Here is an 18,070-nt window from a genome sequence, read left to right on the forward strand (position 1 = left end):
CGCTCTTCACTGCCTTTAAGTCTATCGACGCTGACTCAGGAAAAGTACTAACAGCGCACTCGCACTGACGAGTGATGCGGCGGTGAACGCCCAAGAGCCCCCTAACCATTCCCATATATAGCCAGTAATAACCATACCAAGTCCACCACCCAGGCCAATGGCAAAAGCGCTGTACATGGCCTGACCTTGACCAGCAATGCGTTCTGGGAACAGTCGACGTATCTGCTCTATGGACACCATATGGAACAATGCAAACGTGATGCAGTGCAATAGTTGAGTAAAGAGTAAAATCCACAGTACATCAGCAAACCAGCCCACTAATGCCCAACGTAAAATCCCACATAGGAAACTCAGGGACACTAAATGGAAAATATGAAAGCGATATATCATGTTACCGAAAAACATGAACAGGAAGATTTCGATGATCACCCCTAAGGCCATAATCAAACCAATGTTTGACCCAGAGTAGCCATGATTTTCAAGGTGAACAGCGAAAAATACATTAAAAGGGGCATGAGACATAAAGGCTAAAAATGCCAAGCCAAAGAAGAGCAACGATTCAGGGGTGAGTAGCACACTAAAAAATGACACATTTTCTTTGGCTGTGGTTTTTTCATAAGCCTGTTCATGAACAAAGAATGTCGTAATAACGGCCAGTAGCAAGCACGTACACATGGCTGGAATCACAACCGCGGCGCCAAACTGTCCAATTAAAAAACCGGCAATGGCGACAGCAAAGACATACCCCATTGACCCACCAACTCGTATCCGTGTGTACGGAACATCTAAGGTACGAATACTGCGTACAGCCAAGGCATCTGTCATTGGTAACATTGCAGAATAAAATAATGCCATGCCAAGGGTGAGAATGAATAAAGTTTGGAAGTCTTTGTTCCAATTGAATGGCACAAGAGCGACGAAGCAACCGATGGTCGCCAACTGCAAGACACGTTTGGGCAAACCTATTTTCGTAGTAAGCCAGCCCCAGAAATATGGAATCAAGATACCTGATAAGGTAAATGTGGACATCAACCAGCCGATTTCAGAAGCGCTCAAACCTATGCTTTTATAGTAAACGGAGATATAGGGCATCATCACGCCGATGAGCGCACAAAAGAAAAAGTAGTAAATAAAGAGCGGCCAAGCTACCGGGCGAGCAGTTTTAGAAAACATGATGTATCCAAGAAAAATCAATTATCATCGACCGAGCGGCAGACAATTTCAGTTAAGCGTATGCTGTATTGGAAGTATGCTAGAAATATAGACAAAAAGCATCACGCAATCATTCAACTGCGCATAATTTTTGTCTTATGATATAACCAACGTATCACTTAAATAGTGACCTTTACCCAAAGGCTAATACTCTTAACCTTAACGCATCATAACCTCATAGGAGAATAACCATGAGCACTGAACAGGAATGGTGGCGCGGCTGTATTATTTATCAAGTTTACCCACGCAGTTTTTACGATGCGAACAACGATGGCATTGGTGATCTAACTGGTGTCACGGAAAAAATCCCTTACATAGCGTCACTAGGAGTCGATGCTATTTGGTTATCGCCCTTCTTTACATCTCCCATGAAGGACTTTGGCTATGATGTCTCCGATTACTGCGATGTTGACCCAATTTTCGGCACACTAGAGGATTTTGACAAGCTTATCGAAGTGGCTCACCAGCACAATATTAAAATCATCATAGATCAAGTTCTCAACCATACTTCAGATCAACACCCTTGGTTTAAGGAATCTCGAAGCAGCCTAGATAACGACAAGTCCGATTGGTATGTATGGGTGGATGCCAACCCTGACGGCACAGTACCGAATAACTGGTTATCTGTTTTTGGTGGGCCAGCTTGGCATTGGGATAGTCGCAGAAGACAATACTATCTACATAATTTTTTAGACAGTCAGCCGGATTTAAACTTTCACAATCCAGATGTTGTTGATGCGGTACTTGAAACCGTCGAGTTTTGGCTAAAACGTGGGGTTGATGGTTTTAGATTAGACACTGCAAATTACTATTTCCACGACCTAGAGCTTCGTAATAACCCACCCAAAGAAGAGATAGTAGAAGGAAGTATCGGGGTACGTTTAGACAACCCTTATGCATACCAATTGCACCTTTACGATAAATCGCGTCCAGAAAACATTGCCTTTTTGCAACGACTCAGATCACTCCTAGATAAATACCCCAATACCACAACTGTCGGCGAAGTAGGCTGCGATTTTTCCCTTAAAACCATGTCTGAGTACACCCAAGGCAAAGATAAACTGCACATGTGCTACTCATTTGATTTACTTACTCACGATGCCTCTATGAGTCACATCCGCCAAACTATACAAACGATTGAAGAGGGTTTGGGTGACGGTTGGCCTTGCTGGTCTATGAGTAACCATGATGTGGTACGAGTGGCGACACGTTGGAACACCGATGGCTACAACAGTGCTCGCAGTAAAATCCATATGCTGATGCTACTTTCTTTACGAGGCAGTATTAGTTTGTATCAAGGAGAGGAACTGGGGTTACCTGAAGCAGAACTCACTTTGGAGCAGTTGGTAGATCCTTTTGGGATCAATTTTTGGCCTGAATTTAAAGGGCGTGATGGTTGTCGTACGCCCATTCCTTGGAATGAAGAGCAAATGGCAGGCTTCACTCACTCTGATCAACCCTGGCTGCCAATTGCAGACAGCCAACGCCCATTAGCGGTGAGCGTTCAAGAAGACAATAGGCATTCTGTGTTACACGCTTACCGGGACTTCATGCATTTTCGCAAGCAGCATCCCGAGCTGATTTATGGAGATATTGAGTTCCTCTATGATGACGAAACCACTCTGGTGTTCACCCGTCAATTTGAAGGCAGGAAACTGTTAATCGCCTTAAACTGTGCAGAACAAAACAAAATTTTGCCAACTGAGTTGAAACTAACCCTACAAGTTATGCCAGAAGCGATACAGTCTGGCTATCTGGAGGAGAGCTCCATGGTGTTATTGCCCTGCTCTGCCCTCTTTGCCATTGTCCATTCGTAATGACACGCTAGAACGAAACAGGCTCAATAACTTTTGAGCTTGTTTATTCAAAAGCATAAAAACAAATTCTAAGGTTCTAATAATGCTTGGTTTGGCCAAGCATTAATGATGGCTTTTACTAGGGTTGCCAATGGAATCGCAAAGAAAATCCCCCAGAACCCCCAGACACCGCCAAAAAATAATACCGCAATGATGATCGCGACAGGATGAAGGTTGACCGCTTCCGAGAACAACAAGGGTACTAACACATTGCCGTCTAGCGCTTGCACCACAAGATAAGCACCAACCACATAAAAGAATTCATTCTGAGTGCCGTATTGATAAAAGGCCACCAGAACCACCGGTATCGTAACCGCCGCGGCGCCAATAAATGGAATTAACACGGACAACCCCACCAATAGCGCCAAGAGCTCAGCATAACGTAAACCTAGGACTAAAAAGGTGATATAGGTAACAACCCCTACGGCCAACATTTCAATAAACTTGCCACGAATATAGTTAGCGATTTGCTGATTCATTTCTGAGGCAATATTGCGCATCATACGGCGTTCTTTTGGTAGCCAAGAGGTTAAGTACGCAAGAATTTTCGCCTGATCTTTGAGCAAAAAGAACATAACTAAGGGCACGAGCACTAGATAAATCATCAATGAAAATAATGATGGAATGCTAGATATAGAAAAAGACACCAACCATTGACCAAGATTGGCAGACTCTGTGGCGATAGAATTAATCACTTCATCGATAGCTTTTTGACTAACGATTTCACTATTACCTTCGGCAAAACTTTGAACTGTGTCACGGATCACCGTAAACATACGCGGCGCATCATTTACCAGACGCACTGCTTGTCGCCAAATAATCGGCACCATCACACCAATAAACAGCCCACAGCTGGCCATAAAACTCAAAAAAACGATAAAAACTGAAGCCGTATGATTAACCCCAATACGGCGTAATTTTTCGACCACCCCTTGTAGTAGGAAAGCCAATACTACTGCGATCAATACCGGTGCTAGCACGCCACCCCAAAAAGCCAATACAAACAAGGTAGAAATCAGTAATAGAATAAAAACCACTACCTCCTCATGAGAGAAGTAGCGTTTTATGAGAGAATCTACAATTTTGAACATACAAGGTCCGTTTTAGTTTTTAAGAATGGAAAAAATATACACATTATTATCTTCAGTTTGTGAAACTAACGTTAAATTACTCATCGCGACATATTGAGGGATATCCTTCAATGAACCTGCATCACAGGCTTCAACACGCAAGAGCTCACCAGAAGACATTTTACTTAATGCCAGTTTGGTTTTAAGCAAGGGCATTGGACAACGATCTTCTCTTGCCTCTAAGATTACGTCATACTGTTGAGAGTCACTATCATTCATCGTTTTACCTTGCTGAGATCATTCCCGTTATTATGAGACTATTTCAACATGTTACCAGCCGCTTAACCATCTTAGTATTTGTTTTTACAGGAAGTTTTACAAACACATCTTTGGCAGAAACACCTGATATCGCCGCGATAAAAGACGAGCGCAGCTTGTCTAACCCATCTTACATATTAGGCCAATATTGGTTTCGTAAATTAAATGGCAGCCGTGCCCTTATCGACTTTCCACCCGCATATGAATACTTTAGAGACGCTATCGCCAGGCTCACACCTCAAACTCGACTGTACAACAAAACCGTCGAAATGACGCTGTTAAATAGCACACAAAGTAATGCCTTTGTCATCCCCGGCAACCATATGTTTATTTACTCCGATATATTGGAGATGATCAATAATGAAAATATGTTCTATGGGCTACTTTCCCACGAGCTTGCCCATTTAGAGCTAAAACATTACGAAAGACAGAAACAACAATCCTCCGAAGAATTGAGCAAAGCCTTAGTACTGCTAGGAGCCGGTATTGCAGCCGCTTTATCTGGGGCTGGTGGCGATGCCACGACCGCGCTATGGTTAGGGGGAATCGCCAATCAAGCTGAAAACACCCTTAAATACAGTCGCGAGCAAGAACAAGAAGCAGATCGACGTGGACGAGAGTATTTAACGGCGGCAGGACTTCCAGAAGAAGGTATGACTCAGCTTTTCCAAGCTTTTTTCAAAAAAGCCTTAGGCAGACCAACCCTTGAGTTTTTATCCACTCACCCTTCCCCTAATAATCGTCTGGCAGACTCATTAACTTTCGAGAAATCAAACGATATTTTTAGTACCGCGACCAACCCTGAGTTTAATTATTTTAGAGCCAGTGTACTTGCCTATCGAGCAGGCCTTAATGATCAACCTTATGACTACCTAGGCCAACAAATCACCGATATAAATGCCAGTAACTTTGCTAAAGCGCTATTTTCATATTTAATCAATCAGCCGGAAAGGTCTTTAACCTTGTTATCAGAAATTACAGATAGCAACCTTTATACAGAGTACCTAAAAGCCTTGAGTTTAATAAAAACAGGTGAGAGTGACCAAGCGATTAAAGTCATTCAGTATCAGCTAGATTTGGCGCCAAAAAACTTGCTCTTTGCCACCTTGAAAGCACAAATGTCACATACCAAAGCTCTCGATTTTGGCACAGAGTATCTATACGAAAAACGTCTTATATGGCGCGCCAACATTCAGTTTTATCAACACAGCAACAATATTCCCATGGCCCTCTATTATCGCTCTCTGCTTGATTTCAGCCAAGGCAAAACAAAAGAGGCTCAATTTTTGATACGGCGTGCGAAGAATGAAGCTTTCAATAATGATAAAGAAGTCATTATAAAATCCTCTGAGCGTTTTAAACTTATTAAAGAAGCTGAAACTCATCAAGATTTAAAAGACGATTAATATCATAATTCTAAAAACAAAAAAGCCAGCTTAATTTAGCTGGCTTTTAAATTTCACATTGAATTAAGATCTTTCAGATTTAATTTCATCAAATTGTGCTTGAAGCTCTTTGTGTTTAGCTAAGTAAACTGCTTCTTTTTGTGTGAAGGTTCTAGCATCTGTTAAATCAACGTGTGTGTTAACAGTTTCACCTAGATTCTCTAACGTTTTTGCTAGCGCTTGAACGCCAGCTTTCGCAGTGTACATACGCTCGATCGTGTTATCATCATTGCTTGCAAAAGCGGAAGCAGAAATAGTAACAGCAGCGAAAACAGATAGTGCAGATTTAGTAAAAGAGTTCATTTTGATACCTTTAATATAATATTTTAAAAATTAATTTTTCTCAGCAAAGCTATGTTTGCTTGGGATGTGGGTATAGTAATCTTTAAAATTAAAATAAAAAGACCTGAACACCTGCTTCCATTTTTTTTTCGTATACACCTGAAATAGGGCAAAAATGCCACCATATATAGTAATCGGTGCACAATAAAATAAAGTGTCAAAAAAATACTCACCAGAGCGCGGAATAAGAAAGAATATTGCAAAGGAAAAGCCAGAAAAACTTTCAACATCCATGTATAGTCAAGATTATCGCAAAGAATGAGCACGACATTTGCACATTCCATCGAATAGCAAGCCTAACCTATTCAAAATTTCACTACCGAAAAGGAAATAAAAACTCACTCGCTACTTGCCTAGGAGTAGTCATCTCGTCAATTGACGGCTTTGTGCTAGGGTTTTCCCTCTCTTAGCGCTAACATAAAGCATATTTTTGTATTGTTCGGATTTCTTCCCTATGACGCCTTTAGCCCTAATAGACAACTTAGAGCATTTACCCAATCCATTCACCCAGTTTGATCAGGTAACCAATCAACTATCCGCTTATGAAAACAAACTTGACCAAACGGATTACCGAAGAGACCTTCAGCTAGCTCTCTGCTTCATTTACAGCTACAACGGTTCGGTCGCTACCTTTAATTCATATCGCCGTGAAGTTGAGCGCCTAATCCTGTGGTCTTGGCAGACCCAAACATGCCCAACTACTGACCTTAGAAGAGAGCAAATAGAAGAGTTCATTCACTTTTGTATGTCGCCACCACAAGAATGGATCGGTACCAAAAACGTTTCTCGCTTTAAAAACCATATGGGAGGACGCATACAGAACCCAACATGGCGACCTTTTGTGGCTCATGTTAGCAAGCTCGATTTTAAAGAAGGGGAAACACCTTTAGCCAAGCATCACACTTTATCTCAAGCCGCCATTCGCGCAACGTTTTCGATCTTGTCTTCTTATTATGGGTTTCTAATGCAAGAAGATGCCGTACAACAAAACCCTGTTGCACTGATCCGCCAAAAGAGTAAATTCGTCAAAAAGGAAGTTACAAGAAAGCAGGTTCGGCGTATTTCGAACCTACAATGGGATTATGTGATTGATACCGCAGAAGAGTTAGCTCAGGAAGACCCCGCAACTCACGAACGAACCCTGTTCATCATGAACGCATTGCTAGGAATGTATCTGCGGATATCCGAATTGGTGGCTGATGAAAGGTCTGCTCCCGTCATGGGCGACTTTATCAAGGATGCCGATGGACATTGGTGGTTTAAAGTTTTATCCAAAGGTAATAAAGAAAGATTAGTCGCCGTTTCAGATGATATGCTGTCCGCACTAATTCGCTACCGTAAATTTCGTAACCTGCCTGCCTTACCAACCGTTGCAGAAAGCACCCCTCTCATCCCTAAAAATAGAGGGCAAGGTGCAATGACCAGCTCCAGACAGGTACGCAATATCGTGCAATTTTGTTTCGATAAAAGCTATGAAAAAATGTGTTCTGAAGGGTTAGCGACGGATGCAGACGACTTGCGAGTTGCAACCGTTCACTGGTTAAGACACACAGGCATTTCTGAAGATGTAAAGACCCGACCAAAAGAGCATGTTCGTGAAGACGCTGGCCATGCTAGTATGGCCACGACCGATAAATACATTGATACTGAGTACAGAGAAAGACACGCCAGCGGACGAAAAAAGCTCATCCGCCCCCATTAATAATCTCAGCAACTCACCACCTTTCGAGGCTTTGTAAATCCTCTTGCTTAGCCTCGACCCATTTACTTTGATTACCCTGAGTTTCTTTCTTCCAAAAAGCCGCACGACTTTTCAGATAATCCATAATAAAATCACAGGCCTGCAAAGCTTCACTTCGATGCCCAGCACTGACCCCGACAAAAACAATTTGATCATTCACAGACAGCTGACCTACGCGGTGCACCACATGAGTGGCTAATAATGGCCAACGCTGTTTTGCTTCATCAACAATGGACGCCAAATTTTTCTCTGTCATGCCAGGGTAATGCTCAAGTTCAAAAGAGCCTTTATCGCCACCGTCTGGGGCAAACTCGCGAACCAACCCCACGAACATCGCCACAGCACCGGTTTTATTCTTTACTAGAAGGTCTCTGTATAATGCCGCCACATCAAAATCATCTTGCTGAACTTGAATCATTTATCCTCCTGTTACGGGCGGGAAAAAAGCCACTTCTGTTGTCTGTACTGTCACGACATCAGTTTCTCGAGCAAATTCAAAATCAATAGAGGCTTGAATACCGGACTGCAATAAAAGCTCGCCATTTGGCAGCTTTTGCGCCAAATGTGACTTTAATTTCGCCACCGTCATGTCTTGAAGCATTTCTAATTCAGTTTCAGCGATACCCAGACTTTCGCGTAACGAGGCAAAGAAAACAACTTTAAACTTGTTCATTTAACATGCTCCAATCACCACTTTTGCCACCTTTTTTTTCAACCAAAGCAACATTTTGGATCACTATACCTTTATCGACAGCCTTGCACATATCATACAGAGTGAGAGCTGCAACACTGGCCCCAGTTAGTGCCTCCATCTCCACGCCAGTTTTACCTGTTAACGTACATTCACATAAAACTTCTAATTTTGTATCAGAAAGTAAATTTATGTCTATACTAACTTTAGAGAGCATTAAAGGGTGGCAAAGTGGGATTAGGTCGGAGGTTTTTTTGGCCGCTTGAATACCCGCAATACGGGCTGTTGCCAACACATCGCCCTTTGGTAAACCGCCCTCAAGAATTAACTTAAGAGTCTCGCTTTTCATTGATAATTGCGCCTGAGCAATCGCAACGCGCTTAGTTCGTGCTTTATCGGACACATCTACCATATGAGCATGACCCTGCTCATCTAGATGGGTTAGTGATTCATTTGTCATAAATAAGCTCTTATCTTGAGTTAATATACTTACCATGATAACAACGAGTTACATTAGTAGTGATATATTTTCTATTTTATATTAATTAGGCTTGTACCATGTAGAATAGGCGCACATATATTTGTATGATTAATCAACTTATCTATACATGTTACTAAGCTAGGATGGCTTTAAATGAAACTCATCGTATTATTCATTTCATTTTTAATAGCAAACCTGAGTTGGGCTGGCCATGTGACTATACCACTAGGAGAATTGCTTGATGACATACCTACTCACCAAGAAGATAGCCCTCTCACGCCTGAGCAAGCCTTTGGAGCAAACTATAGCACCTCACTGTATTCACTCTCTCAAAGCTTCTCAGATAAGGCTTTTTGGCACAAATTAACTTTTGCCTCATCTTCTAATGCCGATAAAATACAGCTCAATTTTAACTACTACCTAACAGAAAAACTGGATTTTTATCTATTTGATGGTAGCAATTTACGACAACATTGGGCTTATGGGTACGCTCAGAATCCACCAGCTTCGGATAAACTCAGCGACGGTATTTGGGTTCCCATTGAGCTTTCAAAAGAGCGTTCAACCACCCTACTCATTCGAAAACAAGGCTCTCACCCTCTTATTACTCCGATCACTCTTTTCTCTGTCGAAAAAGCCGCTAACGAAAAAAGTATCAAAATAATTTTTTGGGCAATCGTGTTCAGCAGCTTATTAGCGCTATTGACTCATAACTTATTTGTCTTCTTCCTGTTGCGCTATTCTGGTTTTTTCTACTACTTAGCCCTAAACGCCGCTCTTTTGATCTCTCTTTCTGTGTTGCTTGGCTTTAATCAGTGGCTATTTGGCCAAGCTCTCAACCAATGGCTTGCCCATCAGGTCTTTACACTATTTGGTGTTTGCGCTTGGATGCTTTTCCGATTTAGTATTTTATTTTTTCAAGATTTAAGTGTTCTCGGTAAAGACTCTATCGTTCGCAAGTATGGCGATTGGCTATTTATCAACTACCTAGTTAGCTCCTTCTTTTTACCCGCACCAATTATAGCAGCCATAATGCTCACCCTTGAGCTAGTGCTGTTTATATGCTGTAACTATTGGGGAATTAAAGCCTATAAAAACGGTTTCGTCGCTGCCCGCTTTTATCTTTTTTCGTGGTTAGTATTAATGATCGGCAGTATGCTCAGCACATTGATTTATTGGCGTATACTGCCTGTAAACATGCTTACAGAAATGATCCTACCAATTTCCTGTGTACTGCAGCTACTAGGCTTTTCTTTTGCCTTTGCCGACAAAGCGAAAATCATTGAAAAGAACCGACAACTCAACAATATTACAGACTCTCTCACTGGCCTGCCAAACCGCTCTTTTTGCCTAGAAACATTAACAAGCTTATTAAAAGATCAGCCTAGCGCTGTCTTTGTTATGATTGAAGTATCCAGCCATGCTCAATTAAGCCAAGCATTCGGACCAGCCCGTGGGGACGCTACTTTCTCAAAACTGGTTAACAAGCTAAATGACACCCTTGGTGAAATGAATGCGATCTTAGAACTGGAAATGCCAGATCATCAAATCAAACATTTAATTAGAGTAACCTCTAACAGAGTCGCTTTTGTTAGCCTGTCTGTTAACGACTTAGAGGCTCAAATCACTAAGGTCCAAGATACTCTCAACGCTCCCATCTCTATTGATAAAGTGCCATTCATTCATCAATATAAAATTGGCAGTACCATCTATCCCATTCATGGTAAAACGATAGATAAGCTATACCAAAACACCTTGGTTGCCTGTAATTCTGCTCAATTGCCCACCAATTGGGTTGCCTATGATATAAGCCTTGAAAGTAATCAAGCCCATCAATTACGTTTAATCACGCGGCTTACTCAAGACATTGAACAACACAAACTATATTTTGAAGTTCAACCACAAGTGAACTTCTCTCATGGAGAAATTATTGGGGGAGAAATATTACTACGCTGGAAAAATGACGATCTGGGTATTATTTCTCCAGGAGAATTTATCCCGCTTGCGGAGAAATCTGGACTGATTCACAAGCTCACAAATTTCATCATTGGCAATGCTTTCAAGTGGGCATCAGAACATGAAAGCAAATTAATTGGCCATACCTTGTCTATCAACATATCTGCTCAAGACTTATTGCAGCCCGACTTTGCCAAAAGAGTTATTGAGCAACAAAGAAAATACAACATTTTAGCCAAGCAATTTTTTATTGAAGTGACCGAAACCAGTATCTTCCAAAAAAGCCATGTGGTGGTGGAAAATGTTAAACGTTTGCGCGATGTAGGGTTCAAACTTGCTATAGATGACTTTGGGGTGGGCTATAGTTCCATGCAGAATCTGGTTACCCTTAATGCCAGCGAGCTAAAAATTGATAAGTTTTTCATTGATAAAATTATGGATGACCCCCAAAGCGCAACACTTTGTCAAAGTATGATTAATCTTAGCCGAGAGCTGGGTATCATCAGTGTTGCCGAGGGCATAGAAACGAAAGAGATTGCAGATTTGCTTAGAAGCTGGAATTGCCAAGCGGCTCAGGGATATTATTTCTATCGCCCTATGTCTACGCAAGCTTATCTTGATGAGATAACAAAATTCCAATGAGGATTTAACCCTAAGAGCAATTCATGCATAATAACCAACCTTCCGTTTAGACCGTAAAAACTTGGTATTGCATGAGCCTATTAGACGATTATCGACTCCTAGAAATCCCTACCCATGCAACTGAGCAAGAGGCTAAAGCCGCCTTTAGGCGCTTAGCAAGACTTTATCATCCAGATAAAAATCCCACACAAGACACAACGGCTCACTTTCAAAAACTACAACTGGCCTACCAAAACATATTGGCCGCCATAAAACGCGGTGAGCAAGTGAATCATTGGCAACCTTTCCAGTTTAGTGCTGAAAACCCAAGCTACACAGAGCCGTCACACTCGACTCAAACGACGGACGCAGAACAAAGAGCCTATATAAAAGAGCAGCAACGCCTCTACGAAGAAATGCGGCGCAACAATGCCCATCAAGACAAAGCTCGAAACGATGCGATTCAAGCGGCCAGAAATGCTTTAAATGAAAAGCGCGTCAAAGCCCTTTATGAAGAAGCCTTTAAAAATAATAACGCGTTTAATTATGCCCATACAGATAATGAAAGCATGTCTGAGGAATCATTGCGTTCTGATGATGCCTTCCAGACAGAACAACCCTCATTTCATGAGCAGATGACCAGCACTTATGACACACCATTAAAGCCTCAAGTCGCCCCTATTCGACTCTATGCCGCTAAAGCCGCGTTTCGTGTTGTGACGTATATCGTGTGCTTTGCCGCTGGCATTTATGCCTCGCTATATTGGCAATCCAACAATACGCCCGCTGAAGCCCCTCCTGAAAATCGATACCAGACAGGCTTGTATCCGCAATATCGTACCGGTCTGAACCACACCATAAAGCCTACGTCCTTGAAAGCAGAGCCCCATGGGCATGCCCCTAACATTGCCCAAATACCAGCACTACAAGACATCCAAAGCATCAAAGCCCAAGGGGATTGGCTAACCGTGCGATACCAGCAAACTAATGGTTGGGTAGATGCCCGTAACATAGGCTTTGGTGGGGCGCAGCAGGCGTTACAATCTCAATGCTTAGGACAACCCGGAGCCGCCCCCAAACATGGCGCTTTAATCGGCGATGCTAATGGCAACAGCCGCTTACGAATACTCAATCAATTACCCACGGCCTCATTATTAACCTTCGAGTCTTTTGATGGTCGCCCACCCTTCTCGATTTACCTCTATGCCAAACAAGCCTATGCAGCAAACTTTATTCCTAGAGGGCAATATCGATTATCACTCGAGACAGGGTCACTTTATCATCATGCCTGCAATAAATTCCTTTTTGATGATAAAATCCGTGTCATCTTAAATAACGTTGATTTTGCCAGCACAGAACAATCTTTAACCTTGCAAGCTCAATAAATCCTTTCTCAACATAATGAGTACTCAGACCAAATGTTAAGTAATATCCGCATTGTATTGATCAACACTTTTCACCCTGGAAACGTTGGCGCGATTGCCCGTGCCATGAAAAATATGGGCTTATCTAACCTCTATTTGGTAGACCCGAATGACTATCCATCAGAAGAAGCTACCAGCCGTGCTGCGGGGGCTGTGGATCTGCTTGAAAATGCCACCATAGTCGACACCCTGAACGACGCTATTGCCGACTGTAGCCTAGTCATCGGTACCAGTGCTCGTCACCGTACTTTCCAGTTACCCATTATGAATGCAAGAGAATGTGCCGAAAGCGTTATTCCAGAAGCGAAAGAGCACAATGTGGCAATTGTTTTTGGCCGCGAAACTACCGGACTTTTAAACGAAGAAATTGCTCAATGCCATCGCCAGGTCTATATCGATGCTAACCAAGAGTACCCTGTATTGAACATTTCCCAAGCGGTTCAAATTGTGGCTTATGAAATTTGGATGGCTAACCAAAATACCAAAATCACCGAACAAACCACCCCTGAATACCCCCACAAAAAAGACATGGATTTATTCCACCAGCATTTAGAGGAAACGCTGTACGGTATTAACTTTATCGTGCGGAATCACCCAGGCAAGGTTTTAGACAAGCTGCAAAGGTTTTTTAATCGCTCCAGACCCGAGAAACAAGAATTGGGCATTTTACGTGGTGTGTTAGCAGCGGTGCAAAGAGAGGCGGGTCTTACCGATGCCAATAATCATGGCAACACCGACAAGAACCCACCTCGAAAAGAGTCTTAATTGGTCAATATTGCCTACTTACAAATCAAAGTTAGTAGGCAATACCACCACATCACGAATCGTCACACCTCGCGGCCTTGTCAGCATAAAAATAATGATCTCGGCAATTTCTTGACTATCGATTAAGCTCCCTTCGGCTTGCGCCTGCGCTAATTTTTCCGCCGGCCAGTCCGCCAAAAGAGATGTCACCACAGGCCCTGGAGATACCGAGCCAACACGTAGTCCATCTTTAAAGACTTGCCGACGAGTAGTTTGAACAAAGCAATCAATCGCCCATTTAGAAGATGCGTATACAGGCTCCCATGGGGTTGGGTAATGGGCTGCCAATGAGCTGGTCACTATAATGTCACCTGTCTTTCTTGCCGCCATATGGGGAATGACTTGTCGCACATTTTTCATCACAACATTGATATTTAGATTTAGCATTCGGTCTATGTCATCCACATCCGCGTCCACCAGATCCCCACCCACATACAAACCTGCATTAGCATGAAAAATATCGATTGTGTTCACTTGCTCTAAAATCTTAGGAATTAACTGTTTACAGGCTACAGGGTCCAACAAATCCGCCACAAAAGGTATAAAGCCATCTCCCAGCTGCTGCTTAAGATCAAACAAAGTGGCTTCATCGCGATCCACACAAACGACCTTAGCGCCTTCTGCCAACATGGCTTTTGTACTGGCTAAACCAATACCTGAGGCCGCTCCTGTCACAACCGCGACCTTATTCGTTAATTTACCCATTTCCTTCTCCTATTATTTTTAGCCTGCGAAACTAGGTTCGCACTTTAACATTTAGGCAAACAAAATAATAACTTAGCTTTTTAGCTAATCCATTGAAAAATAGAACAAAGCAGGTTGATATTTAGAATGGCATGCGTATAATCTCGCCCCAAGGTCACAGGCCTCCTCTATGGTGTCTCTGCTGGTCCCCTCGCAACGATAAATCGTGAATCTGGTCAGGTCCGGAAGGAAGCAGCCACAACGATCGACTCGTGTGCCGAGGTGTGGCTGGTAGAGATGCCACCTTATTTTAGAAATGCTCCATCACTTATCTAAACCACAACTTTTATCTTAATATGCTTATTTAAGCTGGATAAATTCGTACAATACCCGTTTTTCCTTCCATATCGGCAAGTATCCAAACTTTTTCAAAAACATGTTCTGTAGGCATCAGTATTTTATCTTCCAAAGCTTTAATGTCTTCTTGTTGCCAAGCTGGATGAGCATTACGGATCACTAACCAGACGCGTTTTGTTTGATATGTTTTAGTGGCTTTATTTTCCAGAATACGATTTAACGAAGATAATAATCTATCGTCCGCAGGCTCACACTTTAGTTTGTACAATACCTGTCGGGTTTTATCAGTGAGGTCACGACCTAAAATTTCCATCGCCTCCTCTTCGGAGCCATATAGATGGGCGATTTCAATATCTAAGCGCTCTCCTTCAAACATACAGGATACATCTGGACGCACTGGGTCATTGTGCCAAATATGGCGAATGGCTTTACCCGTATTTCGTTCGTAGTAGCGCATAAAAAGTTTAGCGGCCTCATGCTCCAAGGCGATTTTTTCTAATTCACTCTGATGCATAACCTAACCTCTCTTTTACCGATACAAATATAGGTACAATTTATTATGTAGGTAATTAACAACCTGGAGAGTCTTTAGTCTAGACTAAACATGAAATAGCAGATGAAAATGCCGAAATTGGATCAATTATTAGCATTTTAGATTAGCAAGGTATCGAAATAATACGGTAAGATAGTGTTTACATTCTATTACATTTACAGGACACCTTATCCTCTATGAGCTTGAAAGCCTTTGAAGATCTCCCAAAAGGAGAAAGACTTCCCCTCGACACCATTCTCACTAACCTTAAAACGGATGATCAAGGTTTAATAGCTGCCATTGCTCAACAGCACGATACTGGAGAGGTATTAATGCTGGCGTATATGAATGAAAAATCCATTCGAGAAACACTCGAAACAGGCCAAGTGTGTTATTGGTCTCGTTCAAGACAAACCTACTGGCGCAAAGGGGAAAGTTCTGGCCACCGTCAGACATTGGTGTCTATGTCTTTTGACTGTGATGGAGACTGCATCTTATTAAAAGTAGAGCAGAAAGGTGCTGCCTGTCACACTAATAGACGAAACTGTTTCTTCTTTACTGTAGACAATGATGAAATTGTCATTGATTCCGCACCTGAACAGTGCAATTAAATTAGCTTGGTTAGGGGATGATTACGGACGGATCTCCTAACATCCTTTTTAAATCGCCAACAAATGCCTACTAGTGATTCAAAAGATCACTTGTCAGTAAAGTTATACTTTGAAGTTTTAGTGCCTGCTTGTATTAACGATATACATTTGGTTTGCCTCTAAATATCTGATAAGGCACAGTTGTTGCTAAGCATGATTAATCTACCCGAAAGGTAATGAATATGATCAACTTTTCAGTTCGTACAAAAATTCTCGCTCTAATTGCGCTATTTTCATGTGTCATCATTGGTGTCAGCATCAGTTCTACTTTCACCAGTAAGTCCGTTTCGAATCAGCTGCAACAACTATCATCACAAAGTTTACAACTTACTACGGATTTAGAAAAAAGCCGTCAATTACTGTTGCAACAGTCCGTTGAATTCGAACGAGGCTTTTTCCAAGTCTCCATTGCCAAATCTATGGGCGGCTACGGCATCGAACAAGTCGCAGAGTCTGCGGAAAAGTTTAAAGCGTTTACGTCAGAGATGATCGACAGCATAACTAATGTAAAAGCTGTATTAGCACAAATGCCTGACAACGAATTCAAAGACGTTCTTTACCAAGAAATTGAAACGCTAGAGCTTGAGCAAGCTTCTTTCTTGGAGGCAAGCAACACGACTTATGAATGGTGGATTAAGTTAAAGACCCTGCAAGCGAACAAAGCTCGTCGAATTGCCGATGCCAGCTTAGCCAATGTACAAGTGCAAATGGAAAGCATCATTACCCATATTGATCAATACACTAACGAGGTAGCCTCCCAGCAGAATACTAAATTAGACCAAGCGCTGCTCACCAGCAGCGTACTTGCAGGTGTGCTCATAGTGGCTGGCATCATTATCAGTCTAGTGATTGTCAATGGCATTTGTGGTCCATTACGCCAAGCAGTAAAACGCGCGGAAGAAATTGCTTCAGGAGAACTTAAAGAAAGCCTTGGCACCAGTAAGCGTAAAGATGAAATTGGCTTACTCGAAGTGGCGATGGATAAACTCGTCACCCAACTCAGCAGTATTTTGTACGACGTAGCAGAATCTAGCCGCTCGTTAAGTGAATCGGCTCAGCATCTTAATATCATTACGGATCAATCATCTAAAATGGTTGATCAGCAACAACAGGAAACCAGCCGTATTTCCCAAGCTGTCGATGAAATTCAAGCGACGGCCCAACATGTTTCTGAGTCCACCGCAGAAGCCAGCCAAGCCGCCCACGATGCAGAAAGCGCGGCCAATGCTGGTATGGAAATTGTCGTTAGCACCATCTCCAGTATTGAAGAACTCACGTCTGAAATTTCCGGTTCCGCCTCAACTATTAACGACTTGCAAAGTAATACAAACGAGATTAGCAACATTCTCAATGTCATCTTGGGTATAGCGGAACAAACCAACCTACTCGCCTTGAACGCTGCCATTGAGGCGGCCCGAGCGGGCGAGCAAGGCCGTGGTTTTGCAGTGGTTGCCGATGAGGTTCGCCATCTTGCTCAAAACACCCAAAATGCCACTCAACAAATTGAGAAAATGATTACGGTATTGCAAACGGGCGCCACCAGCGCGGTTACCGCCATGTCCAGCAGCCAACAACGCTCAGAAAATGCGGTATCACAGGTTAAACATGAAGAAGCCTCGTTACAAAATATTAACTTAAGTGTGACCAAGATTCGTGACATGAATGACAGAATATCCGCCACTGCAGAACAGCAAGCCATAGTGACAGCGGATGTGAGCAAGAACGTCAGCAATATCTCTGACATTGCGGTAAAAACCACTGAATCGATTTATGCCATCAGCGAGTCTTCCGAAAAACTCGCCCACTTGGCGACTCAGTTATCTCGCAAGATCAGCTATTTTAAAGTGTAATAAAGCAAACGAGGCTCAGCCTCATTATTAGGAGCA

17 protein-coding genes and 1 other RNA gene are annotated in these 18,070 nt (G+C 42.5%); 9 read left to right on the forward strand and 9 right to left on the reverse strand.

Features of this window, described 5'->3' with window-relative positions; genetic code table 11:
- Positions 1-21: 21 nt before the first annotated feature.
- A complete protein-coding gene (locus ABJF92_RS06530) occupies positions 22-1,173 on the reverse strand; it encodes an MFS transporter (protein ID WP_446815002.1) in 1,152 nt (383 codons plus the stop codon).
- Positions 1,174-1,403: 230 nt separating this feature from the next.
- On the opposite strand from ABJF92_RS06530, the gene ABJF92_RS06535 reads away from it, so the two are divergent.
- Positions 1,404-3,029, forward strand: coding sequence for an alpha-glucosidase (locus ABJF92_RS06535; RefSeq protein WP_446815003.1), 1,626 nt, complete (start codon positions 1,404-1,406; stop codon positions 3,027-3,029).
- A gap of 68 nt (positions 3,030-3,097) precedes the next feature.
- Here the strand turns inward: ABJF92_RS06535 and ABJF92_RS06540 are convergent, their stop codons facing one another.
- Together ABJF92_RS06540 and ABJF92_RS06545 are read right to left on the reverse strand one after the other, a co-directional pair.
- On the reverse strand, positions 3,098-4,159 hold the full coding sequence (locus tag ABJF92_RS06540) for an AI-2E family transporter (protein WP_446815004.1): 1,062 nt from the start codon (positions 4,157-4,159) through the stop codon (positions 3,098-3,100).
- A 12-nt stretch (positions 4,160-4,171) separates the two neighbouring features.
- Positions 4,172-4,417 carry a sulfurtransferase TusA family protein gene (locus ABJF92_RS06545; RefSeq protein WP_446815005.1) on the reverse strand — a complete coding sequence of 82 codons (246 nt, stop codon included), beginning with the start codon at positions 4,415-4,417 and terminating at the stop codon, positions 4,172-4,174.
- 32 nt (positions 4,418-4,449) lie between these two features.
- Between ABJF92_RS06545 and ABJF92_RS06550 the strand changes: the two genes are divergently transcribed.
- Positions 4,450-5,862, forward strand: coding sequence for a M48 family metalloprotease (locus ABJF92_RS06550; protein WP_446815006.1), 1,413 nt, complete (start codon positions 4,450-4,452; stop codon positions 5,860-5,862).
- Between the two features lie 63 nt (positions 5,863-5,925).
- Here the strand turns inward: ABJF92_RS06550 and ABJF92_RS06555 are convergent, their stop codons facing one another.
- A complete protein-coding gene (locus ABJF92_RS06555; RefSeq protein WP_446815007.1) occupies positions 5,926-6,204 on the reverse strand; it encodes a hypothetical protein in 279 nt (92 codons plus the stop codon).
- A 493-nt stretch (positions 6,205-6,697) separates the two neighbouring features.
- Here ABJF92_RS06555 and ABJF92_RS06560 point away from each other — a divergent pair, with 493 nt between their 5' ends.
- On the forward strand, positions 6,698-7,945 hold the full coding sequence (locus ABJF92_RS06560) for a tyrosine-type recombinase/integrase (protein ID WP_446815008.1): 1,248 nt from the start codon (positions 6,698-6,700) through the stop codon (positions 7,943-7,945).
- 13 nt (positions 7,946-7,958) lie between these two features.
- On the opposite strand, the gene ABJF92_RS06565 is transcribed toward ABJF92_RS06560, so the two are convergent.
- Genes ABJF92_RS06565 through moaC form a run of 3 tightly spaced genes read right to left on the reverse strand, consistent with a single transcriptional unit; the run spans position 7,959 to position 9,135 of the window.
- Positions 7,959-8,402: a molybdenum cofactor biosynthesis protein MoaE gene (locus tag ABJF92_RS06565; protein WP_446815009.1), complete on the reverse strand. Its 444-nt coding sequence runs from the start codon at positions 8,400-8,402 to the stop codon at positions 7,959-7,961.
- Entirely contained in the window at positions 8,403-8,657 is a 255-nt protein-coding gene (locus tag ABJF92_RS06570; protein ID WP_446815010.1) for a MoaD/ThiS family protein, read from the reverse strand.
- Complete coding sequence (moaC, locus tag ABJF92_RS06575; RefSeq protein ID WP_446815011.1) at positions 8,644-9,135, reverse strand: cyclic pyranopterin monophosphate synthase MoaC; 492 nt, start codon at positions 9,133-9,135, stop codon at positions 8,644-8,646. The genes ABJF92_RS06570 and moaC overlap by 14 nt, the downstream gene beginning before the upstream one ends.
- A gap of 174 nt (positions 9,136-9,309) precedes the next feature.
- Here moaC and ABJF92_RS06580 point away from each other — a divergent pair, with 174 nt between their 5' ends.
- The 3 genes from ABJF92_RS06580 (at position 9,310) to trmJ (ending at position 13,922) form a co-directional block, all read left to right on the forward strand.
- Positions 9,310-11,754 carry an EAL domain-containing protein gene (locus ABJF92_RS06580; RefSeq protein WP_446815012.1) on the forward strand — a complete coding sequence of 815 codons (2,445 nt, stop codon included), beginning with the start codon at positions 9,310-9,312 and terminating at the stop codon, positions 11,752-11,754.
- 71 nt (positions 11,755-11,825) lie between these two features.
- Complete coding sequence (locus ABJF92_RS06585; protein WP_446815013.1) at positions 11,826-13,118, forward strand: J domain-containing protein; 1,293 nt, start codon at positions 11,826-11,828, stop codon at positions 13,116-13,118.
- Positions 13,119-13,151: 33 nt separating this feature from the next.
- Positions 13,152-13,922, forward strand: a complete 771-nt coding sequence (gene trmJ / locus ABJF92_RS06590; protein WP_446815014.1) for a tRNA (cytosine(32)/uridine(32)-2'-O)-methyltransferase TrmJ — start codon at positions 13,152-13,154, stop codon at positions 13,920-13,922.
- 18 nt (positions 13,923-13,940) lie between these two features.
- Here trmJ and ABJF92_RS06595 read toward each other — a convergent pair whose 3' ends face one another.
- Complete coding sequence (locus ABJF92_RS06595) at positions 13,941-14,666, reverse strand: SDR family oxidoreductase (protein ID WP_446815015.1); 726 nt, start codon at positions 14,664-14,666, stop codon at positions 13,941-13,943.
- 179 nt (positions 14,667-14,845) lie between these two features.
- Here ABJF92_RS06595 and ffs point away from each other — a divergent pair.
- Positions 14,846-14,942: signal recognition particle sRNA small type (gene ffs / locus ABJF92_RS06600), an RNA gene on the forward strand.
- Between the two features lie 67 nt (positions 14,943-15,009).
- Here the strand turns inward: ffs and ABJF92_RS06605 are convergent.
- Positions 15,010-15,516: a hypothetical protein gene (locus ABJF92_RS06605; RefSeq protein WP_446815016.1), complete on the reverse strand. Its 507-nt coding sequence runs from the start codon at positions 15,514-15,516 to the stop codon at positions 15,010-15,012.
- Between the two features lie 215 nt (positions 15,517-15,731).
- Between ABJF92_RS06605 and hisI the strand changes: the two genes are divergently transcribed.
- Both hisI and ABJF92_RS06615 read left to right on the forward strand, forming a co-directional pair.
- A complete protein-coding gene (hisI, locus tag ABJF92_RS06610; RefSeq protein WP_446815017.1) occupies positions 15,732-16,145 on the forward strand; it encodes a phosphoribosyl-AMP cyclohydrolase in 414 nt (137 codons plus the stop codon).
- Positions 16,146-16,366: 221 nt separating this feature from the next.
- A complete protein-coding gene (locus ABJF92_RS06615) occupies positions 16,367-18,034 on the forward strand; it encodes a methyl-accepting chemotaxis protein (RefSeq protein ID WP_446815018.1) in 1,668 nt (555 codons plus the stop codon).
- The last annotated feature ends 36 nt before the right edge of the window (positions 18,035-18,070 follow it).

This window comes from Marinomonas sp., assembly GCF_039940335.1.
Classification (GTDB): domain Bacteria; phylum Pseudomonadota; class Gammaproteobacteria; order Pseudomonadales; family Marinomonadaceae; genus Marinomonas.